This is a genomic window from Acinetobacter sp. AOR41_HL, from assembly GCF_027854645.1.
GTDB lineage: Bacteria > Pseudomonadota > Gammaproteobacteria > Pseudomonadales > Moraxellaceae > Acinetobacter > Acinetobacter nosocomialis.
The window spans coordinates 220343-244068 of record NZ_JAKTHZ010000017.1; the positions used below are offsets into that span (position 1 = coordinate 220343).

The 23726-nt window shown below is 38.8% G+C and carries 26 protein-coding genes and 1 tRNA gene; 10 read left to right on the plus strand and 17 right to left on the minus strand.

Translation table 11 applies throughout. From position 1 onward, the window contains the following. Nucleotides 1–12: 12 nt before the first annotated feature. Complete coding sequence (locus tag MKL35_RS05125; RefSeq protein WP_002052792.1) at nt 13–942, plus strand: LysR family transcriptional regulator; 930 nt, start codon at nt 13–15, stop codon at nt 940–942. Between the two features lie 56 nt (nt 943–998). Here the strand turns inward: MKL35_RS05125 and MKL35_RS05130 are convergent, their stop codons facing one another. Further along, complete coding sequence (locus MKL35_RS05130; RefSeq protein ID WP_004707676.1) at nt 999–3617, minus strand: Lon protease family protein; 2619 nt, start codon at nt 3615–3617, stop codon at nt 999–1001. A 166-nt stretch (nt 3618–3783) separates the two neighbouring features. Between MKL35_RS05130 and MKL35_RS05135 the strand changes: the two genes are divergently transcribed. The 4 genes from MKL35_RS05135 to rpmE all read left to right on the plus strand — a co-directional run bounded on the left by MKL35_RS05135 (nt 3784) and on the right by rpmE (nt 7900). Next, the gene (locus MKL35_RS05135) at nt 3784–5973 is read left to right on the plus strand and encodes an AmpG family muropeptide MFS transporter (RefSeq protein WP_004707678.1); all 2190 of its coding nucleotides are present in this window, start codon (nt 3784–3786) and stop codon (nt 5971–5973) included. A 2-nt stretch (nt 5974–5975) separates the two neighbouring features. Then, complete coding sequence (gene gloA / locus MKL35_RS05140; protein ID WP_002052709.1) at nt 5976–6377, plus strand: lactoylglutathione lyase; 402 nt, start codon at nt 5976–5978, stop codon at nt 6375–6377. 133 nt (nt 6378–6510) lie between these two features. Then, nucleotides 6511–7482 carry a bile acid:sodium symporter family protein gene (locus MKL35_RS05145; protein ID WP_006580654.1) on the plus strand — a complete coding sequence of 324 codons (972 nt, stop codon included), beginning with the start codon at nt 6511–6513 and terminating at the stop codon, nt 7480–7482. A gap of 193 nt (nt 7483–7675) precedes the next feature. Continuing rightward, on the plus strand, nt 7676–7900 hold the full coding sequence (gene rpmE / locus MKL35_RS05150; protein ID WP_001200845.1) for a 50S ribosomal protein L31: 225 nt from the start codon (nt 7676–7678) through the stop codon (nt 7898–7900). A gap of 62 nt (nt 7901–7962) precedes the next feature. On the opposite strand, the gene MKL35_RS05155 is transcribed toward rpmE, so the two are convergent. The 3 genes from MKL35_RS05155 to epmB are packed head-to-tail and all read right to left on the minus strand — an operon-like array spanning nt 7963 to nt 12845. Continuing rightward, nucleotides 7963–10071: an EAL domain-containing protein gene (locus MKL35_RS05155; protein WP_081404397.1), complete on the minus strand. Its 2109-nt coding sequence runs from the start codon at nt 10069–10071 to the stop codon at nt 7963–7965. Beyond that, nucleotides 10068–11813: a hypothetical protein gene (locus MKL35_RS05160; RefSeq protein ID WP_004707685.1), complete on the minus strand. Its 1746-nt coding sequence runs from the start codon at nt 11811–11813 to the stop codon at nt 10068–10070. The genes MKL35_RS05155 and MKL35_RS05160 overlap by 4 nt, the downstream gene beginning before the upstream one ends. A gap of 15 nt (nt 11814–11828) precedes the next feature. Further along, nucleotides 11829–12845 (minus strand): EF-P beta-lysylation protein EpmB, encoded by a 1017-nt coding sequence (gene epmB, locus MKL35_RS05165; RefSeq protein WP_209796279.1) that lies wholly within the window; start codon nt 12843–12845, stop codon nt 11829–11831. Between the two features lie 73 nt (nt 12846–12918). Between epmB and efp the strand changes: the two genes are divergently transcribed. From efp to MKL35_RS05185, 4 genes are all read left to right on the plus strand, one after another. Then, on the plus strand, nt 12919–13488 hold the full coding sequence (efp, locus tag MKL35_RS05170; protein ID WP_002052936.1) for an elongation factor P: 570 nt from the start codon (nt 12919–12921) through the stop codon (nt 13486–13488). A 163-nt stretch (nt 13489–13651) separates the two neighbouring features. Then, nucleotides 13652–15748 (plus strand): carbon starvation CstA family protein, encoded by a 2097-nt coding sequence (locus tag MKL35_RS05175; RefSeq protein ID WP_022575324.1) that lies wholly within the window; start codon nt 13652–13654, stop codon nt 15746–15748. Between the two features lie 2 nt (nt 15749–15750). Then, nucleotides 15751–16053, plus strand: a complete 303-nt coding sequence (locus MKL35_RS05180) for a YbdD/YjiX family protein (protein ID WP_002052430.1) — start codon at nt 15751–15753, stop codon at nt 16051–16053. Nucleotides 16054–16220: 167 nt separating this feature from the next. Further along, nucleotides 16221–16297: transfer RNA gene (locus tag MKL35_RS05185), tRNA-Val, on the plus strand. Between the two features lie 146 nt (nt 16298–16443). Here the strand turns inward: MKL35_RS05185 and MKL35_RS05190 are convergent. From MKL35_RS05190 to MKL35_RS05250, 13 genes are all read right to left on the minus strand, one after another. Beyond that, complete coding sequence (locus MKL35_RS05190) at nt 16444–17580, minus strand: phage integrase Arm DNA-binding domain-containing protein (RefSeq protein WP_270913011.1); 1137 nt, start codon at nt 17578–17580, stop codon at nt 16444–16446. A gap of 1 nt (nt 17581) precedes the next feature. Next, nucleotides 17582–17845, minus strand: a complete 264-nt coding sequence (locus MKL35_RS05195) for a hypothetical protein (RefSeq protein WP_049065975.1) — start codon at nt 17843–17845, stop codon at nt 17582–17584. A 28-nt stretch (nt 17846–17873) separates the two neighbouring features. Continuing rightward, on the minus strand, nt 17874–18203 hold the full coding sequence (locus MKL35_RS05200; RefSeq protein WP_270913013.1) for a hypothetical protein: 330 nt from the start codon (nt 18201–18203) through the stop codon (nt 17874–17876). Beyond that, a complete protein-coding gene (locus MKL35_RS05205) occupies nt 18203–18640 on the minus strand; it encodes a hypothetical protein (RefSeq protein WP_270913014.1) in 438 nt (145 codons plus the stop codon). The genes MKL35_RS05200 and MKL35_RS05205 overlap by 1 nt, the downstream gene beginning before the upstream one ends. Next, nucleotides 18637–19005, minus strand: coding sequence for a hypothetical protein (locus tag MKL35_RS05210; RefSeq protein ID WP_270913015.1), 369 nt, complete (start codon nt 19003–19005; stop codon nt 18637–18639). Before MKL35_RS05210 ends, MKL35_RS05205 begins: the two co-directional genes overlap by 4 nt. Continuing rightward, nucleotides 18995–19348 (minus strand): hypothetical protein, encoded by a 354-nt coding sequence (locus MKL35_RS05215; protein WP_270913017.1) that lies wholly within the window; start codon nt 19346–19348, stop codon nt 18995–18997. Before MKL35_RS05215 ends, MKL35_RS05210 begins: the two co-directional genes overlap by 11 nt. A gap of 20 nt (nt 19349–19368) precedes the next feature. After that, nucleotides 19369–19680, minus strand: a complete 312-nt coding sequence (locus tag MKL35_RS05220; RefSeq protein ID WP_270913018.1) for a hypothetical protein — start codon at nt 19678–19680, stop codon at nt 19369–19371. Nucleotides 19681–19911: 231 nt separating this feature from the next. Then, nucleotides 19912–20802 carry a DUF2303 family protein gene (locus tag MKL35_RS05225; RefSeq protein ID WP_270913019.1) on the minus strand — a complete coding sequence of 297 codons (891 nt, stop codon included), beginning with the start codon at nt 20800–20802 and terminating at the stop codon, nt 19912–19914. 12 nt (nt 20803–20814) lie between these two features. Beyond that, on the minus strand, nt 20815–21189 hold the full coding sequence (locus tag MKL35_RS05230) for a hypothetical protein (protein ID WP_270913020.1): 375 nt from the start codon (nt 21187–21189) through the stop codon (nt 20815–20817). Nucleotides 21190–21209: 20 nt separating this feature from the next. Further along, on the minus strand, nt 21210–21437 hold the full coding sequence (locus MKL35_RS05235) for a helix-turn-helix domain-containing protein (RefSeq protein ID WP_270913022.1): 228 nt from the start codon (nt 21435–21437) through the stop codon (nt 21210–21212). Continuing rightward, nucleotides 21434–22117, minus strand: a complete 684-nt coding sequence (locus tag MKL35_RS05240) for a hypothetical protein (RefSeq protein WP_270913024.1) — start codon at nt 22115–22117, stop codon at nt 21434–21436. The genes MKL35_RS05235 and MKL35_RS05240 overlap by 4 nt, the downstream gene beginning before the upstream one ends. Before the next feature lie 3 nt (nt 22118–22120). Beyond that, entirely contained in the window at nt 22121–22321 is a 201-nt protein-coding gene (locus tag MKL35_RS05245) for a hypothetical protein (protein ID WP_270913026.1), read from the minus strand. A gap of 215 nt (nt 22322–22536) precedes the next feature. Next, nucleotides 22537–23322 carry a LexA family transcriptional regulator gene (locus tag MKL35_RS05250; protein WP_057077733.1) on the minus strand — a complete coding sequence of 262 codons (786 nt, stop codon included), beginning with the start codon at nt 23320–23322 and terminating at the stop codon, nt 22537–22539. Nucleotides 23323–23441: 119 nt separating this feature from the next. On the opposite strand from MKL35_RS05250, the gene MKL35_RS05255 reads away from it, so the two are divergent. After that, nucleotides 23442–23690: a YdaS family helix-turn-helix protein gene (locus tag MKL35_RS05255; protein WP_049063489.1), complete on the plus strand. Its 249-nt coding sequence runs from the start codon at nt 23442–23444 to the stop codon at nt 23688–23690. Nucleotides 23691–23726 lie beyond the last annotated feature (36 nt).

The following is a 23726-nucleotide window of genomic DNA, read 5'->3' on the forward strand; positions in this document are numbered from 1 at the left end:
TTGAGGAAACCTATGTTAGATCAGCTTCGTGCGATGGGTGTTTTTGCTTGTGTGGTTGAAAAAAGTTCATTTAGTGGTGCGGCACGTGAATTAGGCATTACAACAAGTGCTGTCAGTCAGCAAATACGTTCTCTTGAAAATGAAATGGATGTAATTTTATTACACCGTTCTACTCGAAAACTTAGTTTGACAGAGGCTGGACAGGCTTTTTTCTCAAGTTGCCAAGAAATGTTGGCAGCAGCAGAAAGAGGCAAAATCAGAATCAATGAACTGCGAGATGACTTGATTGGTGATTTGCGTATTGCAACAACCCCAGACTTAGCAGTTCAGCACATTATTCCTGCTTTATCTCATTGGATGTCTGCCCATCGCGGTTTATCTGTTCATTTTGAAGTGGGGCATCGTTATATCGACTTAATTGAAGAGCGAATTGATATTGCCGTACGTATGAGCTCTACGCCAGTAGAAGAGAGTAGTTCTGTAGTCCCTATGGCTTTTGTCGATCAGATTTTGGTAGCCTCTCCCAGCTATCTCAATCAATCAAGCCCGATTTTGCATCCAAACGATTTAAACAACCATGAGTTGCTTTCTATCAATGCAATGAACGAGTCACGTACTTTTAACTTCCAGCATGCTAAAACAGGTGAGAAATTAAATATTGAGATGGTAAGCCGTTTACAAAGTAATAATTTGCAAGTTGCTAAAGCCTTATGTCAGCAAGGACATGGTATTGCTAGAATTTTATATTTAGATGCTCAAAAAGAATTGAAGGCTGGTTCTTTAATTGAAATTCTTCCAGATTGGAAACTTCCAGCTTTCACTTTATATGCAGAGATCGCCAAACACGATCAACAGCCAATGAAGATTCAGCGTTGTGTTGAAGCGCTTAAACAGTATTTTAGTCAATTGGCTGGCGGAAGGGCCATGCAAATTGTTCGCTAATTTTACCTTATTCATAAAAAAGGGCTTGTGATTACAAGCCCTTTTTTTACTTAGTACTATTTTTGCTTCAGAGTCGCAACTTCTTCTTGAGTCTCTTGTGGAAGATCATCAGCTGTGAGCTCTTCGTGCTTTTTGATTTTTTTCTTGTTTTTCTTTTTCTTCTTTGGTTCCTCTTCAATTTCTGCACCATCTTCGATGGCTTGCCAATATTCAAGTTGCTCCATTACAGCCGCATAAATAGAGTGCTTACTGTACTTGCCTTTTTTATCGAGTGTACCGACTGGACGAGCCATTAAAATTTCAAGTGCCTGGTCAATCGTATCAATCGCATGAATATGGAACTGACCAACTTTTACTGCATCAATCACATCTTGACGTAACATCAAATGTTGCATGTTTTGACGTGGGATAATGACACCCTGTTTGCCAGTTAAACCTTGTAATTTACAAGCATCATAGAAGCCTTCAATTTTTGCATTTACACCACCAATTGGTTGAACTTGGCCTAACTGATTCATAGAACCGGTAATTGCCCATGATTGATCAATTGGTATTTGGCTAATTGCAGAAATTAATGCAGAAAGCTCGGCAACCGTTGCACTGTCACCGTCGACTTGCCCATAGCTTTGTTCAAATGCAAGCGCGGCAGAGAAGTGTAAAATCTGTTCACGGCCAAAGTGAGCTTTCAAGAAGCTAGACATGAGCAACACGCCTTTGGCATGGAGTGAACCACCTAGTTCTACACTACGTTCAATATCAAGAATATCACCACCACCTTGATAAACTGAGGCGGTCAAACGTGAAGGTAAACCAAACTCAACATCTGCATAGTGAATAACGGAGAGGGCATTGATTTGACCTAAACGGTGGCCCGAAGTTTCGATTAACTGAGTTCCACGCGATAGATCCTGCCAGTAAAGTTCTCTTAAATAGCCTAAGCGATATTGTCTATGTTGTAATGCAAGATTAATGTGTTGGTCAGTTACAATCTTTTCATTGGCTTTAAATGCATGATGATGTGCTTCACGAATGAGGTCACCCAAAGTTGAAGCATGTAATGATAGTGAGCTTTGGTCTTCCGCCTGACGGCTTGAGTCGGTAAGTAAAGCTGCTAAGGCACTACGATCAAATGGAAGTAGTTTATCTGCTTGTACATAGTCAGCAATTAGCTGCATGTAAGCTTGTTCATTTTCGTCATTACGCTGTAATGTATCGGTAAAATCTGCACGAATTTTAAATACACTACCAAGCTCTGGTTCTACTTCTAAGATTTCATAATAAATCTCAGGTTCTGCCATAAGAACCACTTTAATATCAAGTGGAACTGCAGCAGGTTCTATCGAGATAGAGCCTGTTAACGTCAACATGTGTTCAAGAGAAGAAAGCTTGAGCTGGCCTGATTTTAAAGCACGCTTTAAACCCTGCCATGCATAAGGCTGTTCGAGTAATTGCTCGGCTTCAAGCATTAAAAAACCACCATTCGCTTGATGTAGAGCACCTGGGCGAATGAGAGTGAAATCTGTGGTAATTGTACCGTTGTGCGTAAGCTGTTCTACATGACCAAGCAAGTTGTAGTGGGTTGGAAAATCTTCAAAGATAACCGGTGCACCGCTGTTTGGTTTATTTGAAACAATTACATTTGCTTGATAACGTGCTGGTACACGATTGAACATAGCAGGAGCAAAGTCATCTTCTTCTTGCTCTAAAATGAGCTCAACATTGTCAATTACATCTTGTGCATATTGTTTTAAATAATCTTCAAGGCCTTTAACTTGACCATACTTATTTAAAATTAAATCTATTCGTGGCATAACCACTTGAGTCGCGATGTCTCGATTTAAAACAGAGACTTTGTCTCGTGCATCGTCTTCTAAATCGCCTAAATGCAAACCAAGACGCTCAAGCTTTTTATCCATATAGCGAATATTCGCCGCGATTTCAGCACGCTGTTTACTATTTAAAGCATCAATTTCTGCTTGGGTCAGTTCTTGAACCTGATCATTTTTTACTTGGACAGGCACAAAACCATGCTTCTCATTTCGAGAAATTAATTTTAAATCGAGCTCTTCGCCTTCTTTTGTTAATTCAACAAGCGCTTCTTGCTGCTCATCTCCAGTTTCCTGACGAATTCGCTCAATACGGTTATGATAAGTCTCGGCGCTAAAACGGCGTTCAAGCTGTTTTAAAATAATTTGCCAAGTTTGATGAAGAGTATGTTGAAACTTGGTTCCTTGCCCAGCAGGGAAGCGTAGCGCAATTGGCTGACGCGCTTGCTTAAAGTTATAAACATATACCCAATCATCTGGAGTAGGCATTGTTTTCGCATGTTGTTGTAGTAAACGCTTAATCATGGTGCGTTTACCCAAACCTGCCGTTCCTACTGCAAAAATGTTATAACCAGAGTAGGGTAAAGAAATGCCGGCTTCTACTGAAGCTTTGGCACGATCTTGTCCTAAAAAGTTATTAAGCGGTTTTATACGTTTTGTTGAGGCTGGAATATTTTCAAAATCTGGAATATGTGTAAGTTGTTCGGGTTTTAAGGCTGTTTTATCCAAAGTCATTTTTATATCAGGTTGCTCAAAAGCTGAAGGAAATGCATTTATTGTGACGTTTGTGGTGTTTGTTTTAGCGAGTGATAAAGTTGAAGTTGTCACTTGATCAAGTTTTTGTGTCACTGTTGATATCCAGCAAAAGAAAACGAAGGTTGAAGATTAAAGGTATACAGGTTTAGCATAAAATATCAAGCAAACTTGCTGCTTTTATCACCAAAACAAAACTTGATTGCAGAAAGAATCTTGAAAGCAATTGTAAGAAGCGATTGAATAGACGCATTTATAATTTATGGAAAATAAAAAACGAATGACCACACAAACCTCTGGTTGGGTCTCGGCGTTTAAAGCATTTTTAGACCGTCGTGCATTAATTATGCTATTTCTGGGTTTTTCTGCCGGAATACCTATTTTACTAATTTTTTCTAGTCTTTCTTTATGGCTAGGTGAAGCGGGCATTGATAAAAGTGCAGTCACTTTTTTCAGTTGGGCAGCTTTGGGATATTCCTTTAAGTTTGTTTGGGCACCTCTCATTGATGAATTGCCAGTACCGGTCTTGACCAAGGCTTTAGGTCGAAGACGTGCTTGGCTGCTTATTGCTCAGTGTTTAATTGTGCTTGCGATTTGCACCATGGCTTTTGCCGACCCAGCTTTAGGCCATAGCTATTTGGTTCAAATGGCAGCCGGTGCAGTATTACTTGGCTTCTCGGCAGCAACGCAAGATATCGTAATTGATGCTTATCGTATCGAATTAGCTGAAACTGAAATGCAGACGGTGTTGGCGTCGACTTATAATGCTGGCTACCGTATTGGTATGATTGTAGCTGGTGCTGGTGCATTATTTTTAGCAGCACATTTAGGAACAGCTAAAGGCAACTATATTTACGAGGCATGGAAAACGACCTATTTAACCATGGCAGCAGTCATGTTGGTCGGTATTGTTACAACCTTGCTTGTTCGTGAACCTAAGGTTAATCGCGTATATAAAAACTATAAAACTACTGATTATTACCGTCTGGTTTTAGTCTTCTTTATAGCGGTCATTTCGTTTGTCATAACTTATATTTACTCAGGTCAAATTACCGAGGCAATTTCCAAAGCTGGCAATATTCAAGATAGTGCAGCTTTATTTGGTTTAGAAGCTTTAAGATTCTTAACAGCAACAGGTTCTGCCATTTTAGTTGGTTATGTGCTAGTTAAGATGGGGGTGGTCAACCAGCAAATGGCAAAAGAAACTTGGATTGCTCCAATTCTGGATTTCTTTAAACGTTATGGTGTCAAACTCGCGTTAGTGCTTCTATTTTTGATTGGCTTTTTCCGTATTTCAGACATCATTGCCGGTGTGATCTCAAATGTCTTTTATCAAGATCTAAACTTTAGCAAAGAACAAATTGCTGAAGCTGTAAAAGTTTATGGTGTGATCTTTAGCTTGGTTGGAGGCTTCTTAGGAGGCTTATTAGCACAGCGTATGAACATCATGAAACTGATGTTTGTGGGTGCTGTATTGGCAAGCTCTACTAACCTCATTTTCATTGGTTTAGTGAAATCTGGCAAACCCCTTGATATGGTGGATGTTCAAGTGGGAGACAAACATTATAAAGCTCAGCCAGATGAAGTCGGTTATTGGAAGATTAAAGTCCCGAGTTCCACTTTTGAAGGAACAAAACAAGTTGATGTAAAAGCTGGCTATGCTTTGCAAGGTCAACAAGCAGAGACCATAGTCCGAGTTCAACCTTTAGTAACAACGCATGCTGAACATGTACCCCTACAGATTTTACCTTTGATGGGAAGTGACCAAATCACTGCTAAATCTTCTGAAGGCAGTGTGGTTGTTCGTGGTCAGTATTTTGGTAAAGCTTTATCGCCTAACCAAAAGATTGTGTTGAATCTTGATGGACAAAATTTTGATGCAAAAATGACAGATCAAAAAGGTGTATTTAACGCTGCAATTGATATGCAAAAATTACTGTCATCACCAAGCAAACAAATTACTGCGTCAGTTGTCGAAGGAAACCAAAAAGTATTATCAGTTTCCCATCATTATAACATTGCTTCAAATTCTGTATCCAAAGCTGAATTAGATGTAAATATTGACCCTCTACCATATATTGATACTCAGTCAGGTAAAGAGGTCGAGATTAGCGGTAAAGTCATTAAGCCTTATAGTTCGCTGTGGCTCTACTTTGCAATTGTTGTGGATAATATGGCTTCGGGCCTCGCGGGTGCAGCATTTATTGCATTCCTTTCGAGCCTAACCAGTGTGTCATTTACCGCTGTTCAATATGCGATCTTTAGTTCACTCATGACCCTTACACCAAAACTTTTAGGTGGATATTCAGGTACCATAGTGAGTAATATTGGGTATCCAAACTTCTTTTTGATGACCACATTGATCGGGATTCCAATCTTAATTTTAGTGGTTTGGGTTGGAAAACTACTCAAAGATCATCAAACACATGAAACAGAAAAGGCAGGTGAATAAACATGCGAATGCTTCATACAATGTTGCGAGTAGGCAATTTAGAACAATCTTTAAAGTTCTATACCGAAGTATTAGGGATGAAGTTACTTCGTAAGCGTGATTATGAAGAAGGTCGTTTTACACTAGCATTTGTTGGTTATGGCGATGAAGAAAATAATACCGTGCTTGAACTTACGCATAACTGGGATACATCAAGTTATGATTTAGGCAATGCCTATGGTCACATCGCAATTGGTGTCGAAGACGCTTACAAAGCATGTGAAGAAATTAAAGCACGTGGTGGTAAAGTTGTGCGTGAAGCAGGCCCAATGAAGGGTGGTGTAACGGTGATTGCTTTTGTTGAAGATCCAGATGGCTACAAAATCGAACTCATTCAGCAAGATGCAAACGCTAGAAATAATTAAGTAATTGACTTAGGCGCTTTAAGATTTAGGTCTTAAAAGCCTAGCTTTATTTTTATAGCCCAGTATGATGAAGGCTTGACCAAATGGTCAATTTATCAACTGGGTTTTTATTTGACTAAAATAATCATAGGATGTGAACATGCTGAAGTTCTTGGCACTTGATCGATTTACAATTTTGTTAGTTGGTATGGTGCTACTAGCAACATTTTTTCCAGTCAGTGGTCAAGCTGCGCAGTATTTCAATACACTAACTACAGTCGCGATTGCAATTTTATTCTTCCTACATGGGGCTAAGTTGTCTCGTGAGGCAGTCATTGAAGGTATTTTGCATTGGAAAATGCATTTACTGGTATTTGCAATTACGTTCTTTATTTTTCCTGCCCTTGGTTTATTGGCTAAACCTATTCTTTTACCTTTATTGGGACAGCAGCTCTATTGGGGCTTTCTGTTTATGTGTTTCTTACCTTCTACGGTTCAGTCTTCTATTGCTTTTACTTCAGTGGCAAAAGGAAATGTAGCAGGGGCGGTATGTAGTGCATCTTTTTCAAACTTGGTTGGCATGTTCATTACACCAGTTTTAGTGAGTTTCTTTATTTTAGGACAAAGTCAGCATGGCTTTGATCCAACATCATCTATTATAGAAATTACGCTGTTGTTATTGGTACCATTTGTTTTAGGGCAATTGCTTCGTCCTTATGTTTTTCCATATATGGCAAAAGTACCAAGTATTGTAAAAGCGTTCGATCAAGGCTCAATTTTGATGGTGGTGTATGGCGCATTTAGTGGGGCGGTGGTTGCTGGACTTTGGCATCAAGTAAACTGGAAAACCTTACTTCTTTTGGCGCTCGCTTGCTCTGTATTACTGACTATTATTATGTTGCTTGCCCTGTATTTACCGCGTGCTTTTGGTTTTAGTCGTGCCGATCAGATTACTGTTTTCTTTTGCGGTTCAAAAAAGACCTTGGCAAGTGGTGTACCAATGGCACAAATCTTATTTATTGGTCAGCCTTTAGGAATGATTGTATTGCCAATTATGATATTTCACCAAATACAGTTAATGGTGTGTGGAGTAATCGCAAATTACTGGGCTAAATCCCAAGATTAATTCGCAAAAAAAAATTATATGGCGTATAATACTGTCCACTTGTTGTGCTTAGCTCTAACCCTAGAGGTTTCGGTGGGCCAAAAGAATGGTCTGTTGTGGTGTTGATCTGCTTATAAAAGCTTTCCTCAATTTAATTGAGAGTGATCAATTGCGATGACAGCTTAAGCCTTTCTTCAATTAGGAGTAATCGACGATGCGCGCCGATATTCACCCAAAATATGAAAAATTAGTTGCAACTTGCTCATGCGGTAACGTAATCGAAACTCGTTCTGCTTTAGGTAAAGAAACTATTTACCTTGACGTATGTTCAGCTTGCCACCCTTTCTACACTGGTAAACAAAAGAATGTAGACACTGGTGGTCGTATCGACAAATTCAAACAACGTTTTGCTGGTATGTCTCGCTCTATCAAGCGTTAATACTTCAAAACGCAACAAAAAACGGGCTTATGCCCGTTTTTTGTTTTTAGCGTCCAAGACCATTACTGGTCTTGCACATCTGTTAAACGATCAAGCTTCTTCTGAAAATAATCACCTTGTAAGAAACGTGTTTCCACATTCCATGCATTGGCAAACAGATTCATATCATTTAAGTTAGCTAATAAAATTCCAATTGGTTTTACAGTCAAATAGTTCAATACTTTTTCTTGCAAGCTATTGAGTCCTTGGTCTGAGCTTAATAGATCAGTTTTGCTAGACTGCAGTTTTACAAGCTGGATATCAAGCTGCTGTAAAATTGAATCGCTATATATAGAAGAAGCAAAGTCTCGGATTGAAACTTCTGCACCATGTTGACGTAAACGACTAATCAGCGGTTGAACTGTTGGAAGGTAGTGCTGAAGAGCTTGTTCCGAAAATTGCAAAATCAAAGGACATTCAAGTTTACTACCAATGATAGTAAGCAGTTTGGAAATCAGCTCAGGGAAGGTTTTATCTTTCAGCAAAATATCAATATTAAGGTTAATAATGAGCCTTGCTTTAGGATACTGAGCAATGAAATTATGAAGCTGTTTACAGGCTTCTACTAATATCCAGCGATCTAGTTGAATTGATAGTTCAGCATCTTCTTTTAATTCAGCTAAGTCATTTAAATCATGCCATTGTTCGTCTGCAATAAAGCCACTCGTCACTTCATAGTTATGAGTTTCTTCATCATGCTTATCGTAAATTTGCTGATACTTAAGATGTATCTCACCTTTAGCTAATTTTTGTTTCAACTGCTGTAGCAAAGAAGACTGCGAAGTCACCTCAAAGTGCTCAATCGTTAAATCAAGAGGAACAGCTTCAATGCTCGGCGAAACTGGTTTTTCTACAATAGGCGTTATTTCAAGCTGAGGAGTAACTTGAGGTAGGTTCTGCTTTTCAGCTTCATTAAGTAATGAGCTAAATGTAGTTTCAGTTAATGGTTGGTTAAGCGGAGCATAGCCAAGTTTTAACTGTACCGAAAAGTTTTGCTCATTCACTTTTAACAAGTGTTCTTTTTGCAAAGTTTGTAAACTCGTCAACTGAGAATTTAAAACCGTACTATTTTCAGCTTGTAAAATCCCGACATAACTGCCCAAGTCGACTTGGAAAATCGGCATCTGAGCATGGTCTTTTAAAAAACCATGTAGCTGATTGAAATAAAGTCCTAAAGTTTGCCAACCTTGTTGAAAAAGTCGTTCTGGACACTGTGCAAGTCTAAATAGAACCAGAGCATTTGCTTGGGCAGGGTGGGTCGATAAATGACGATTAATCTGTGGCCAAGCTGCACTTAATCCAGCCGTTTTCTCGGTTAGCGCTGTATTTGCTGGTGTTTTTAAATCAACTTGATAGTCGATGGTCAGTTGTACAGCATCTTCTTCTTGGCTCGGAATAAATTCCAGTTTTAAAGCATTATTACCAGAAATAGCTTGATGCTGACTTTGAATTTCGAAACGTGCTTGATCAAACTGGCCTAAAGAAATTTTCTTAAAACGTTGTTTAAAAATATTTAAATCGTTAGGTTGTAAGACATCTAAAATCGGCAAACCAATAATATCTTCTTCTTGCTGGAAACCAAAAAGATTCAAATATTCGGTATTTGCCTTAATATGTATACCTTCTTGAAAAATAGCGACCGCTTTATGGCTGCTATCGACCAGTGTTTGCGTATGTGTATGAATGGTATCAAGCTCAGCCAAAAGGTGCTGTTCTTTCTGTAAAAGGCGGCTATATGACAGCGCTCGAACAAGCGTAATATAAAAATAGTCCAAAGGTTCTAATGGAACTACATCATAAATACCTTTTTGAATATAGTTTTGATATTGCGATGATTGGTAGTCATCTGGTTGTAAAAGTAAAATTGGAAGCTGCGGCTGTTCTGAGGCTTGAACAAGGGAGAGAGTTTGTTCAATTTTCAAATCATACGCACGACCAAAAATAATGACATCCCACGATGTATTTAACTGCTTTTCAAAACTTTTTAAATCATCAAGTAATAAGGCATTAACTTGATAATCATTCCCCGATAATAAAGTTAAAATTTGGTTATAACGTAACTGGTTATCATCAATAATGAGTAAACGTATTTCAGTACGTTTTAACTTTTTAGATAGTAAAGAGTTTCTCACTTTAATGCTTCCCATAAATCTTGGTTATTCGCGTTACTATTCTTTTTCAGCATGAACTGATCAAGCAGATGTTGTTGCTGCTCATTCAAAAGTTCAAATTGAAATTGAATAAAACTTTGAGTAATGAGTTGTGCTTTGAGTAGATACACTTTGATTTCTTCTGTCCCCAATCGTAAATGAATTGTTTGTTGCTCTCTAAAAATTTGAGACCCCGGTAAAATAAGTGTGTTTTGTATTTCTTCTAGGTTTTGAGTTTGTAGTAATAGTGCAGGGTGGTAATTACGAGTATGGCGCTCTGCCTGAATATGTACGGCACAAGGGAACATGGCTTGCGAAAGAATTTCTAAACCCAGCTCCAGACTTTTTTCAGTCGATTGTTTAATCCAGCGAATCACACCGCCACGCCACTGACCATGCAGCGTTTCTTTGACTAAAATATATTCGCCAGTTCTTAAGTTTTTAGGCGCCTCACCAGACCATTTAATACGGTAGCCATTAACACTAATATCAAGCACTGTAGTTTGGTAAATCGTCTTGCTCTCACGACTCAAGCGCTGATACGAGCTGGTCTGTTGCTCTTTTTTTTCTAAGTTTGATAAAACTTTTGATTCACTTTGTAGATTATAGTTATTGTTAAGCTGTAGCGTTTCTTCAAAGTTTTTTGCTTTAGATAAATAAAAATGAGCAGTACTTAAGCCAAAACAGATTTGCAGTGCAGCATTGTATTCATAACGTTCATGACGACGCTGTGCTGTGGTACCCAAAATGGTTTGAACGTGGAATTTTAGTGCTGGACTCAAATAAATCTTTTCATTTTTAGACATGTATTGAGCATTTTTATGCATGGTGGCAGTCACATGCTCAAGCAAGGCTTGTGTACTAATGAAAATGCTTGGGTTGAAATTTGAGCTTTGCTTTTTGTTATATACAGGTGGATGGTCTTTAGTCGGATCGACTACATATTTAGTTAAAGCAGAGTCTTTAGGCAAGATTTGAATCATGCGTGCCCAGTCAAAACTACATTGAAACAAAGCCTGAATTTCTGATTGACGAATCTGATTGGTATTAAAAATGTCTAATAAAATCAGCTGAGCATATGCCTGTGTAATATTTGCTAAAGGGTGCTGTACACCTTGAATATGATTAATATTGGTTAAATGATATTTATACTGAACGGCTGTTTCATAAAGTTGATGAGCAATTAACCATTGGCCTTTTACAGGTTCGCTGTAGAGCATATGCTGTTGGTATAAAAGGTTGGTGAGTTGCTGCAATGCATGGAATGTCGCCAAAATACGCGCAGTTTGTAAGTTTTTCTTTTGTTTAAAAGAAAATAAAGAAAACTTTTGTCTTTGTAGCTGCTCGTGGCTGGTCTGTGCAATATTTAAATAAATGCTGGCAAAATAACAACGCAGCAGCATTGCCAGCTCAATAATATGCTCGTTACGGTCGGTACTAATCACCCCTTGGTTAAAGAAGTTCTTTTCTAAGCTTGCCAAAACATTATTAATGGTTGGGTGAAGCGTTTGAATTAAGTCAAAGCGGAGCGTTTCACTGCAATTTAATTCATTTAACTCCAAAATTGCGGTAAATAGCGCTTTTGAAGTATCACCCAATTGCATAATAGAAAGGGTAGTGACCCATTCATTAAGATCTTTAATGTTGGCTTCACAAAAGCTTAACCGTTCACGGGTACGTGAGGTTTGATTGTGAAAAATGTCCGAAAGTGCATTATTCATCATCACTTATTATATAACTCAAAAAGTTGTAGCCCCAAAAAGCGGTGTTTTATTCTTTTCGCCCGCAATTTCCCTGACGAGTTTAGGAACCAGATATCCAGGTAGGCTCGCTAACACGTCTTGATATATCGCATCTATTTCAGATGGCATTAAATCAAAATGTTGTGCGCCTTTTACTTTATCTAATACGTGTAAGTAATATGGCATAACGCGAGCTTCAAATAGACGATAACTTAAATCAGTTAAAGTTTGAGCAGAATCATTGACACCTTTTAGCAATACAGCCTGATTTAGTACAGTAATGTGGTGCGAAGATAACTCCATCAACTTTGAACAAGTAAAGTCATCGAGTTCAGAAGCATGGTTTGAGTGTACCACCAGAATAATACGCAGCCTACTGTTTTTTAATAAAGAAATAAGCTCTTCGTCGATTCGATTTGGAATGACAATTGGAACTCGTGAATGAATTCGCAAAATCTTAACATGTTTGAGAGATGATAAGCGTTCTAGCCAAAGTGCAAGCTTACGATTAGAAAGTGTAAGAGGGTCGCCTCCACTTAAAATCACTTCATTAATATCGGGATTAGCTTCGATATAATTTTTAATATTGAGCCAATCATCATTTTTTGGCAGATTTTCCTGATAGGGAAAGTGACGGCGGAAACAGTAACGACAATGCACAGCACATGCGCCTGTTAAGGTCAGTAAAAAACGAGATTTATATTTATGTAAAACACCCGGTAACTGATTGGCTGCTTCTTCACCTAAAGGGTCGGTTACAAACTCAGGATGCTCTTCAAGCTCTAAATGATGAGGTAATACTTGTAGTAAAAGCGGGTCAAGCGGGTTTTTAGCGTTCATTTTTCCGACGAACGCACGAGGAACACGCAATTTAAACTTTTCAGAAGCCAGAATCGCACCTGATAATAGCTGATCTGAGGATAACTCGAGTAGGCTTAGCAGTTCAGAAGGATCAGTAATAAGGTCACTGAGTTGTGATTGCCAGTTTTGCTCTTGGTATAAATAGTTTATCATTTGACACGATTAAGATAATGCAACAACGCATTATATCGCATAGTTGACTTGTTAAGTTTGGAGTGTGCCTTTCATGGCCTATTATTCTACAAATGATTTCAAAGCTGGCCTTAAGGTTATGCTTGATGGTAACCCATGTTCTATCATGGAAAACGAATATGTAAAACCAGGTAAAGGTCAAGCGTTCAACCGTGTAAAATTACGTAACCTTAAAACTGGCAAAGTATTAGAAAAAACTTTCAAATCAGGTGACTCTTTAGAAGCGGCTGACATCGTTGAAGTTGAAATGGATTACTTATACAACGATGGTGAAATGTGGAACTTCATGGATCCTGTAACTTTTGAGCAAATCGCTGCAGACAAAACTGCAATGGGCGATGCTGCTAAATGGTTAAAAGACGATTCAAATGAAAAATGTACAATTATGTTGTTCAACGGTGTACCGTTAACTGTAAACCCACCGAACTTCGTTGTATTAAAAATCGTTGAAACTGATCCGGGCGTACGTGGTGATACATCTGGCGGTGGCGGTAAACCAGCTAAGCTTGAAACAGGTGCGGTTGTTCGTGTTCCGTTATTTGTTCAGCAAGAAGAAAGCGTTCGTGTAGATACTCGTACTGGTGAGTATTTAGAGCGTGCATAATAGTTAAAAAATAAACTATTATCGAAGGGATGATTAAATCATCCCTTTTTTTATGCGAAAGTATAAGAGGAAAAAAGAAAAAGGAGGAGTAGAGTCACAGGGATTAAGAGAAACAGTACATAACAATATAAAAATGCTGTAGTTATTTATTGAGAGGTTAAGAATGGACACAATGCAAGCGAAATCTACGCTTCCCTCCAAGCTGGTCTGGAGCCTAGTGGCAATTATAGGTGCAATTTCTTTTGGGATGCTGGCACTCAGTCGTGGTGAACATGTTAACGCGGTTTGGCTTGTACTGGCTGCAGCATGTGTATATAGCATCGCATATCGATTTTATAGTCTATTTATTGCAACTAAAGTATTTGAATTAAACCCAAGACGTTTAACCCCAGCCCATCGTTTAGCCGATGGTCTGGATTATGTACCCACCAATAAATATGTGCTTTTCGGTCACCACTTTGCTGCAATTGCAGGAGCAGGGCCGTTAGTTGGACCAATTTTGGCTGCACAAATGGGCTTTTTACCGGGAACCATTTGGCTACTGGTTGGTGTGGTTCTGGCAGGTGCGGTACAAGACTTTTTAGTCTTATTTATCTCAACACGCCGTGATGGTCGTTCACTTGGTGAAATGGCAAAGCAGGAGCTTGGTTCTTTTGCTGGTATTGTCGTAATGCTCGGTGCGCTTGGGGTAATGATTATTATCCTTGCCGTACTGGCGTTAGTGGTTGTTAAAGCACTTGCACATAGTCCATGGGGTGTCTTTAGTATTGCAGCAACCATTCCAATTGCATTGTTCATGGGCGTTTATATGCGCTTTATCCGTCCGGGACGTATTGCAGAAGTTTCAATTATTGGCTTTGTTTTAATGATGCTGGCAATTGTCTATGGTGGACATGTTGCAGCAGACCCATACTGGGGTGAGTTCTTCACTTTAACAGGTACACAACTCACTTGGTGTCTCATCATTTATGGTTTTATCGCATCGGTATTGCCAGTTTGGTTGTTATTAGCACCGCGTGATTATTTATCTACCTTCCTCAAAATCGGGGTGATTCTTGGTTTGGCGGTGGGTATTATCATTGCATTACCTGAATTGAAAATGCCGGCTGTAACCCACTTCATTGATGGTACAGGTCCAGTTTTCTCAGGTAGCTTATTCCCATTCCTATTTATTACTATTGCTTGTGGTGCCATTTCTGGTTTCCATGCGCTTGTATCTAGTGGTACAACACCAAAACTCGTCGATAACGAAGCTGACATGCGCATGATTGGCTATGGCGGTATGCTTATGGAGTCTTTTGTCGGGATCATGGCAATGATCTGTGCGACAGTGTTAGACCCAGGTGTGTACTTTGCGATTAATGCGCCAGCGGCAGTACTCGGTACAACTGTAGAAACTGCGGCAGAGGCTGTACGTAACTTAGGTTTTGTTGTTACCCCAGAAATGCTAACTGTGTTGGCTCAAGAAGTAGGTGAAAGCTCGATTCTTTCACGTACAGGTGGTGCACCTACCTTCGCTATTGGTATGGCTCATATCATTTCTGAAATTTTTAATAGCCGCCAAATGATGGCATTTTGGTATCACTTTGCCATTTTGTTTGAAGCATTGTTTATTTTAACTGCTGTCGATGCCGGTACTCGTGCTTGTCGTTTCATGGTGCAAGACACGGTAGGTATTGTTATTCCTGCGGTTAAAGCATCAGGTTCATTCTTCGGTAACTTAGTCGGTACGGCTGTTGCGGTAGGTGGATGGGGCTTCTTCGTTTATCAAGGTGTAATTGACCCACTTGGTGGTGTTAACTCATTATGGCCTCTGTTTGGTGTTGGTAACCAAATGCTGGCTTCTATGGCACTTATTTTAGGTACAGTCATTCTGTTTAAAATGAAAAAAGAAAAATATGTATGGGTAACGATTATTCCAACTATTTTCTTGTTCGTGACCTGTATGACTGCGGGTTGGCAAAAGATTTTCCACGAAAACCCAAAAATTGGTTTCTTGGCGCAAGCGCATAAGTTCTCTGATGCGATTGCTCGTGGTGAAATTATTAAACCAGCCAAAACTATTGCTGAGATGCAAAACATTGTGATGTCGAATCAGATTAATGCTGCGCTTTGTGGCTTCTTTATGATTGTTTCGATTGTCATGATTATTGCCTCAATTGGTATTGTTCGCCGTGCTTTAGCGAGTCCGAAACCGACTGTAAATGAAGCGCCTGCGGTATATGCCGATCCTGAAGTGGTTACCACTCGAGGAGAATAAAGATGAATTTTAAATTTGCAAAAAATGGAACTGTCATTATTGCGAAAATCATCAAAATGACAGTGCTCTCGCAAAAAGAGCTATTACTTTCTCCAAAGAACTGGTCGCGTATAGCAACCTTGTGGCAACGTTTACAGCAAAGCTTCCGACTGATGGTTGGTGTGCCGGACTATCAAACATATTTGGAGCATATGAAAGCCCATCATCCAGATTTAACACCTATGGATGCAAAGACTTTCTATCGACATTGTGTTGATGTGCGTTATCCATCGGCAGGTGGTACTTTGAAGAAATGCCCATGTTAAGTTGAGCTTGATATTTGGCTAACCAAAGACGGTATGTGGTTGAACCATGTACCGTTTTACTTTTTGGGAAATGAAAAAAGTTTGCTCAAAGTCTGCTCATTTGTATTTTTTTCAATGGCAAATCTCTTGTTTTGCTTTTGAAAAATGAATATGATGCTTTCCATTCTAGGTGTATAGCTCAGTTGGTTAGAGCGCTACGTTGACATCGTAGAGGTCTCCAGTTCGAGTCTGGATATACCTACCAAGATTCGCTGTTAAATCAGTAATTTAAAAAACCGCCTTAATTGGCGGTTTTTTCTTTTAGGGCTACTTTCGGGGTATTTTCGGGGAACTAATTCACGCCCTAATGTGGATAAGTGCGAAAATTAATCAAGTTTAGAATTTAAAAAACTAACGATAACTAACCCTTTCTGGCTTCGGTTCTTCATGACCTTGCAGGTAATGATCAGTCATTTTTTCAGTTGCATGTCCTGCCAATGCTTGGGCATATGATTTTCCATATTTCTCGGTAATATTGAAAATACCAAGTGCACGCAGATCATGAAACGATGGTCGTTGTCTCGGTTCCAAATGGTCACAAGCGCCAGACAAATCACGGTATTTCTGAAATTGCTTTGTTAAGTGGTCCTCAGTAACCGCATAAGGGTGCGGTTTTGCAATCCTATTATGTTCAGTAATACGTTCAGGACGAGTAGCAATTAGATATGGACAATTCAAACGGAAAGAATTGGCAATACATTTAACTACTGTCTCAGCAAGTTCCGGGTGCATATCAACTTCAATATAGATCGGCTTATCATAATTAAGAGATTTATGCTGTAGCACTGTGAACGTGTTTTCTTTCACATTTATCGCCGTGCGTAATAGCATCACCAAATCACCGCGGCGCTGGATTGAATGTAATGCCAGATCAATAGCAAGCTGCAACCAATTAGGGCAGACAGCATAAATTTGAGCAAGCATTTCATTACTTAGGCGCTGACGAATCTTTTTAGGCCGTATCGGCTTAAGTGTTTTCTCAGCAATATTTTCAGCTATCCAACCATTCGCTACAAAGTATTTAAAAATATCGATCAGTAAAGAGCGATGCTTTTCAGCCTGATAAGGCGTTTGTTCTTTTAAATAGGTTGCTAACATATTTAAAGTCATTTCAGAACAACTGAGCTCACCCCATTTTTCAATGTACTTGTCGCAATTGGCATTAATAATTTCCAGTGTTGATTCAGCATATGTTTTCTCTGATAAACGTAACTCAAGAAATTCTTTAAGACCATTTTTAAAAGTTGGAATTTTATTTTCAACTTTTTTATTCACTTCAAGTATTTTTGCAACTATATCTGGATGTCTTTTCAGTGCAGCATTCAAAGCCATGGCTGCAACAATTGCTTCATTACGATCTTTACCCAATGATTTACGCTGCCCATTAGGTAATACATAACGAAAGTAAATTGTGCCATTGGCCTTTTTATCTGTTTCAACATGGGGAGGGAGGTCTAAGCTCCCTTTTCCCCTTGGACGTGGTGTCATGTTATATCTCAGCTAAAATTCTATCGGCGATAGCATTCCCTGTGATTGGTGGTGACTGTAGATCAATCTTTGGTGTTTCACTACTATAAAAGATTGGCTCACCCCAAGTTGTACATTGCACAAACCAATGGGTGCCGCGTTTAATACCACTTAACCAGCCACGTTCAATATGACTTACCAAAGTTGCACGGCATGGGCGCGACTCATCGTCAAAATAATTTTTAGCGAAGATTGAGAGTTTAATGTGTTTAATGTTGCTAGACATATTTCCTCCAATCGCAGGGCATTAAATATTAAAGTTTCGGTTCGTGTGGTTTTGCCCACCAAAGAACTGGCCCATCTTCTGAATCAAACGCTGCAATTAAAAAGAGGCCTTGTTCAGGTGCTTTAGGTTTCCATTTTGACCAATCTGCACAATCATCTTCAGGGATTTCTGGAATATCCCAATATTCCAATCGCTCAACAAGAAGCTTTACACCAAGATTTTTTTGAAGTTGGGACCATTGTTCCGTTGTATAGAATTCTGAATTTTCCCCAATAGTATCGTGTAGTTCGATATCTGGATGGAACCAGCAGCTATTTAAATCATCTGGCAGTTCAATTGGTTCGATTTGATAAGTCATCACTCATCTCCCAAATTTTTACCGATAAACTTAGGCATAATGAAAGTGATATTAGCTGGAACCACACCACCTCCTTCGGGATGTGGATCATGCCAAAGCTTGCCGTTCATCCAAATAACTGAATGCATGTATCCACGTGGAGAAATTCCATTCACTAAAAGTTTAGTGTCATGCAGTTTTTTACTGATCTCAGTAATCCACTTTGAGTTGTCTTCACCATTAGTACCTAAGCTGATAGATATGAAGCCAATTGTTTCAAGGAAGCGGTCAAAATTATCATTGTAGATTTGACCATTAATAGGGCAGTCGGGTTTGGATTTATCGCAGCCTTCCCAAAAGTCAGGAATATCATTAATATCCATTTCAAGCAAAGTGGCGATAGTTGCAGATTGACAGTTGCCACCTAAACCAGTTTTTGTTTGCATTACTTTTTTCATTGGTCTGCTCCCGATTCGCTTGGCCCATCTGGTAAAGGCATCCAGTAATTAATCCCACATTCCTCAAATTCATCCAAAGCAACAATTTGATAAACATTAAATTTAGCAATCTTAGTTGTGGAAATGCCTAAAACTAAATCGCCTTCATTTGGCTTCATGAATTCAGTTGATACCCAGACTGGCAACGCCTGAGCTTTGGCTTTTTCCATCCAAGCCTCTTGCATTAGCTCAATATCGTTATAGCTAAGTGTGCATCCAGCTTCTCGAACTAGGTTTGTTAAAACGCCTAAACTATTCCAACCAACTTTAATTACACCTTTAGTTCTGAGAAATTCTAAAAAAGCCTCTTTTTCCTTAATTTCCATGAACCGGCTCCTTTAATTCAACTACAAAATCAACAGTAGGAGCAGGGAGAAATACAGATGGTGGTAGATCCACAGCTAGGCCAGCACGTTTAATTAATTCCCAAACTAGCTTTCCTTCCGCCGTGATCCGCATGCAGCCGTAATTTTTATCACGTGCTTCTTCTTGTGGTACTTGCTCAATAAGCCCTTTCTCAACAAGCACCTGACTTGAGCGAGAAGGTGTGAAAATAAATTGCTCATGGCAAGCGTAATATTTCAAACAATCGATTTGACGGCGGCTTAGGTTCAAATTGAACGCGCCGCTAGTCACATAATCAACAAAAGCATTGTTTACTGTATTCATTCTGGTTTCCAAATTATTTATTAATCACGGTCAATACAGCGGTAGCCATTGAAATTGAAAGTTACCCAACGTTTGCAATCGCCTAATGGGTAATAAACATATTCAGGACCACTAAAAATTGACTTTGATTTGCGTACTTGTTTTGCCTTCTCAGTTACATAGCTAGGTTTTTTGCTAGATGGTTGAGAGACGTTTGTTTTTGTGCTGGTAAAAGAACGTTTAAATGAAACTTTGGCTCCTGCCGTAGAGCTTTTAGCTTCCGCTTCTTTCATGCAGCTAGTTAAGATCAGTATTAAGACCAGTGCTAAGAAAATTACAGGTAATATCTTCATTTACTAATCCTATTAAACTTATGAAACCCCGAATCGGCGGATGGTGGGGAACCCATCATGGAAACATTACGCCTAACGCTTACACTTCCTAGTTACTAGTTCACGTTGAAAGTAGGTCCAACGGACGATAGGGAGGCTATCTTCACTATTTCTACAGCGTCTAAATAGTTACAAGCTGATCCACCATGCTTACAGCTAAGCAAACATCCTTGTTAGTGCACGTAAGAACCTTTAAACGGTGCCTTCTAAAATAGTTACTGAAGGATTAACACCAGGATGAAAGACATTTAGTTCTTCATCATTTACGGTTGAGGTAACCGTTTTACCGTTGCGAATATAATCAATAGTGTCTTCCATTGATTTTTCGATTGCTTTCTCAAGCTGGTCTAAGTCGTACCAGAATGAGATATTTCCGCCGTTAATGCGGTAACGGAAACGAGCAGGGAGTAAGTAAGCATTTCCGCCACGATGTACTTGAACACCAAATTTAATAACTTCAGGAATGGTTAATTTACCTTCACGGCCTGCCGTTGCTTCAATGGTTTCGTTATAAGTTAGGGTTACTTCACCGGTGTTTGTACGAATGCCTGATTTAAAGTCAACTTTAGTATTTGCAGATAGAGTTTGAACAATTTCATAAAGTTCTGCTGCAACCGGCTCTGCAATATGAGGCATGATGTCTTCTAACAACAATGCAAACTCAGTTTGAGTGAATTTCTTACCTGAGCACTCTTCAATTTTTTTAAATTCAGTTGTTTTTTCCACAAAGAAATTAGCAATGTGGTTGCAATGGCGTTGATTAGCATTGCTGTTATATTCGCTAACTGGTGTAGCTTCATGATAATCAAGCACAGCTTTAACACGGCCATTTAATACATCAACAAAAATGATTGAATTTGGATCACTAAAACGATTTACATAACCAATAAAATCTTTAGCTGTATGCAAAGAAACGCTTTGTTTAAGATTAATTGGACGTTCAAGGAGTTCAGGAAACGTATTAACTTTACTTCCTTCAGGAACCACCACAAAAGGTAAAGCGCCAATTGTTTTTTGAGCAGCTTTTAGGCCAGATAAACCAAGTTCATAAGCTGTTTGAATGTTATTGTTAAGTTCGGTCATGAGACACCTGTATTAGTTAAGAGTTTTGAAAGTTTGTTTTGGTTCAGTCGGGATTGATTTCAATTCAACCGGGCCAGATTCTGAAACTTGTTCAAGTTTCAATTTTTGTTGACGTGGATCTTCACGTACTAATTGCTGATCACCGTCAGTAAAGAGAACAGTTGGCTCTTTATCGAATTTAGGTAATGTGGATTTCACATCATCCATAATTTTGTAGGTGCCACGGCCATTTGGTTTAATTGTCAAAGTGACCGATACTTTTGAAACTTTGCCCGTGTCATTTGAGGCTTGAAGCGCTTCTGACAAAAGGTTGTCAAGTTGTTGCAAAGTGTCACCATGTTGTAAGTTGCCAAGTGTTTGGCAGAACGAAGTCTTTTTAGCTGTCATGTTATTAGCTCCAATAACTGCTATTTCATAAGCTTGTGGTGTTGAAGTTTTTTGCGTAGGGTTCCACGATTAATACCGAGAACTTCAGCAGCTTCTGTTTGATTAACGCGTGTTTGAATTAACACTGCATCTAGCAATGGTTTTTCAAATTTATCGAGAGCAACTTGATAAGCTTTGCCATGGTTTGATTTAAAAAAATCAACAGGTAAGCCATTTGTTTCATTTTCTTGAGGCTGAGCGATTGTCATTCTTCGTCATCCTCTTCGTCAGACGAATAACCCTTAAGCTCTAAAGCTAATGCATCACGATCTTCAGGAAGTGAGCCACGCTCTCTTACCAATGCCCCATCTGCATATATCTTCACAAACCAAAAGTTATAGCCTTCATCAAAAGCTTTGACTGTGCAGGTAAGCTTGAATTGAGAAATCCACTTTTCGAGAACTGGTGTAGGGCTTGCCCATGCGGTATCAAATTCCAGAACGTTATCTGAAACTGAAATATCGTAAGCATTCCATTTAGTTCCCCAGTTTTGGGTTGACCATTCATACCAAGTCTTACAACCATAGGTATCAACATTTGAAATAACTGTTTGACCTAGTTTTAAAAGCTCTTCACGTTTTTCTTGAGAGTCGCCAACATAGTCATAAGCCCTTTCTAAATCTATTTTGGCTATTGCACTTTTTGAATAAAAAAAGCCGTCTTTAAAATATTTTTCGACTTGTTCTTGGCTGAGCTCTGTTTTCTCACCATTTGCCAAAGCAAAGGCAAGTGCATAGTCTGTACGTGAACCAGATTCAATATTTAGAGACTCTGGCATTGGAATAATTTTGCCAAAATCAAAAGCTCTATCATCACCTTTCATGAAGGCTAAAGCTTCAGCAGCATTAGTTGATGAGATTTCAACTTTATTTGTTACATGGTTAGGCATTCTTTAGACTCCCATTGCAAATTTAGCTGCAACAACACCGCATATAGCCCAAACTGCTAAACCTGCTGAAAGAAAACCAAGCATTTTTACAGTAGCTAAGGCATTAGCTTTGAATCGTGCAATCCATGGCACTTTTTGTTCTGCCGCCGTAGGGTGGCGGTGGAGAATTTGAGTCGTTTGACTCTGAATAGTTTTTTGTTTCATAATCACCTCGTTAAATAAGAAGCTCTGCTTGTGTTTGGTCGCCATGCAGAGCTTTTTGCTGTCTACGAGATAAAATTTAGCAGCAGCTAAAAGTTTTAGCAATACACTTTGCTAAAATAATTTACACAGATTTAGCAAATTGTTGATTTTGTATAAAATTTAGATGTAAAAAAAGCCTGCATATTTAGCAGGCTGTAAATTTATTTATTTTGTTTCTATATGTCACCACCGCGCCAAGCTAAGTGTGCAACTATTTGAATATTATTCAATTCTTCTTTACTCAAATACTCATCTGGATATAAATCTTTATTGGGATTATCACTCACAATTCTTAATCCACCGTCCTTAACAATCTTAAAAAGACGTTTGATACGTAATTCATTATTGGCAATAAACGCATAAACATTACCAGTAATTACTTGTTCATAAGTTTTAACAGTAACGTTAGCTAAGAGAATGTTATTACTCTCAATGGTAGGGGACATACTATCACCATCACCACCCATTACAGCAGAACATCCAAATTTTGGAGAAATACCTTTACTGCGTAACCAAGACTCACGGAACACTAAACCACCTTTAAGCAGTTCAGTTTCATTTGTATAACCTAAGCCGCAAGCTCCTTTTACGTCAAATTGTGGTACAAGAACAAAATCAGAAGGATCAATAGTTTCTGTTAAAAACTCGTTGCCTAAATTACTGATATGGTTAGCACTTGGTCTAAGAATACCATTCTCCATAACACCATCTTGGAGTACTGGTTCGCCCATAGGCACATCGAAAGCATATGGCTTCAGTTTGAAAAACTCTTCGAGACTTCTAGCCTTAGAATCATCTATAAATCTTTCACCACTTTTAAGCTGAGAAATATAAGAACCATTGGAAAGCCCCATAGCTTGAGCCATTTCTTTTTGATTCTTATAACTATTGTCTGCCAACAGTTTGTCGACCATATAGACAAAGTTCTTTCGTCTTATCTCTTTAATTTCCATAGCCAACATAATTTATAAAACCATTTAGCAAATTGTAACTTTTTTAGTAAAAAACTGCGAATTTATATATTGCTAAAACTTTTAGCTGCTGCTAAATTGTATTGAGATTTTAGCAACGAGTTTTAGCAATGCAGAAACTGACATTAAAACAATACTTCTCTTCTTTATCTGAAGAACAGCAAGTTTCTTTTGCCACGGCCTGCAAAACAACAACTGGTCAAATCAAACAGATTATGTATGGCAACCGCCCATGTAATCCAAGTTTAGCTATCGACATTGATCGGGAGAGTAAAGGGCAGGTTCGCTGTGATGATCTATGTCCTGATACCGATTTTGACTATTTACGCCGTACACCTAAGCAAAAGCGAACTGCTTAAACACATTATTCACGGATAGCAAATGTGCGTAAACGT

Coding starts and splice junctions, on each gene's coding strand:
- MKL35_RS05255 (WP_049063489.1), top strand. CDS start 23,442: ATGCAGAAACTGACATTAAAACAATACTTCTCTTCTTTATCTGAAGAA.
- MKL35_RS05245 (WP_270913026.1), bottom strand. CDS start 22,321: ATGAAACAAAAAACTATTCAGAGTCAAACGACTCAAATTCTCCACCGC.
- MKL35_RS05225 (WP_270913019.1), bottom strand. CDS start 20,802: ATGACCGAACTTAACAATAACATTCAAACAGCTTATGAACTTGGTTTA.
- epmB (WP_209796279.1), bottom strand. CDS start 12,845: ATGATAAACTATTTATACCAAGAGCAAAACTGGCAATCACAACTCAGT.
- MKL35_RS05230 (WP_270913020.1), bottom strand. CDS start 21,189: ATGACAGCTAAAAAGACTTCGTTCTGCCAAACACTTGGCAACTTACAA.
- MKL35_RS05190 (WP_270913011.1), bottom strand. CDS start 17,580: ATGACACCACGTCCAAGGGGAAAAGGGAGCTTAGACCTCCCTCCCCAT.
- MKL35_RS05220 (WP_270913018.1), bottom strand. CDS start 19,680: ATGAAGATATTACCTGTAATTTTCTTAGCACTGGTCTTAATACTGATC.
- MKL35_RS05125 (WP_002052792.1), top strand. CDS start 13: ATGTTAGATCAGCTTCGTGCGATGGGTGTTTTTGCTTGTGTGGTTGAA.
- MKL35_RS05195 (WP_049065975.1), bottom strand. CDS start 17,845: ATGTCTAGCAACATTAAACACATTAAACTCTCAATCTTCGCTAAAAAT.
- gloA (WP_002052709.1), top strand. CDS start 5,976: ATGCGAATGCTTCATACAATGTTGCGAGTAGGCAATTTAGAACAATCT.
- rpmE (WP_001200845.1), top strand. CDS start 7,676: ATGCGCGCCGATATTCACCCAAAATATGAAAAATTAGTTGCAACTTGC.
- efp (WP_002052936.1), top strand. CDS start 12,919: ATGGCCTATTATTCTACAAATGATTTCAAAGCTGGCCTTAAGGTTATG.
- MKL35_RS05240 (WP_270913024.1), bottom strand. CDS start 22,117: ATGCCTAACCATGTAACAAATAAAGTTGAAATCTCATCAACTAATGCT.
- MKL35_RS05205 (WP_270913014.1), bottom strand. CDS start 18,640: ATGAAAAAAGTAATGCAAACAAAAACTGGTTTAGGTGGCAACTGTCAA.
- MKL35_RS05180 (WP_002052430.1), top strand. CDS start 15,751: ATGAATTTTAAATTTGCAAAAAATGGAACTGTCATTATTGCGAAAATC.
- MKL35_RS05210 (WP_270913015.1), bottom strand. CDS start 19,005: ATGGAAATTAAGGAAAAAGAGGCTTTTTTAGAATTTCTCAGAACTAAA.
- MKL35_RS05235 (WP_270913022.1), bottom strand. CDS start 21,437: ATGACAATCGCTCAGCCTCAAGAAAATGAAACAAATGGCTTACCTGTT.
- MKL35_RS05215 (WP_270913017.1), bottom strand. CDS start 19,348: ATGAATACAGTAAACAATGCTTTTGTTGATTATGTGACTAGCGGCGCG.
- MKL35_RS05200 (WP_270913013.1), bottom strand. CDS start 18,203: ATGACTTATCAAATCGAACCAATTGAACTGCCAGATGATTTAAATAGC.
- MKL35_RS05135 (WP_004707678.1), top strand. CDS start 3,784: ATGGAAAATAAAAAACGAATGACCACACAAACCTCTGGTTGGGTCTCG.
- MKL35_RS05160 (WP_004707685.1), bottom strand. CDS start 11,813: ATGATGAATAATGCACTTTCGGACATTTTTCACAATCAAACCTCACGT.
- MKL35_RS05175 (WP_022575324.1), top strand. CDS start 13,652: ATGGACACAATGCAAGCGAAATCTACGCTTCCCTCCAAGCTGGTCTGG.
- MKL35_RS05250 (WP_057077733.1), bottom strand. CDS start 23,322: ATGTTGGCTATGGAAATTAAAGAGATAAGACGAAAGAACTTTGTCTAT.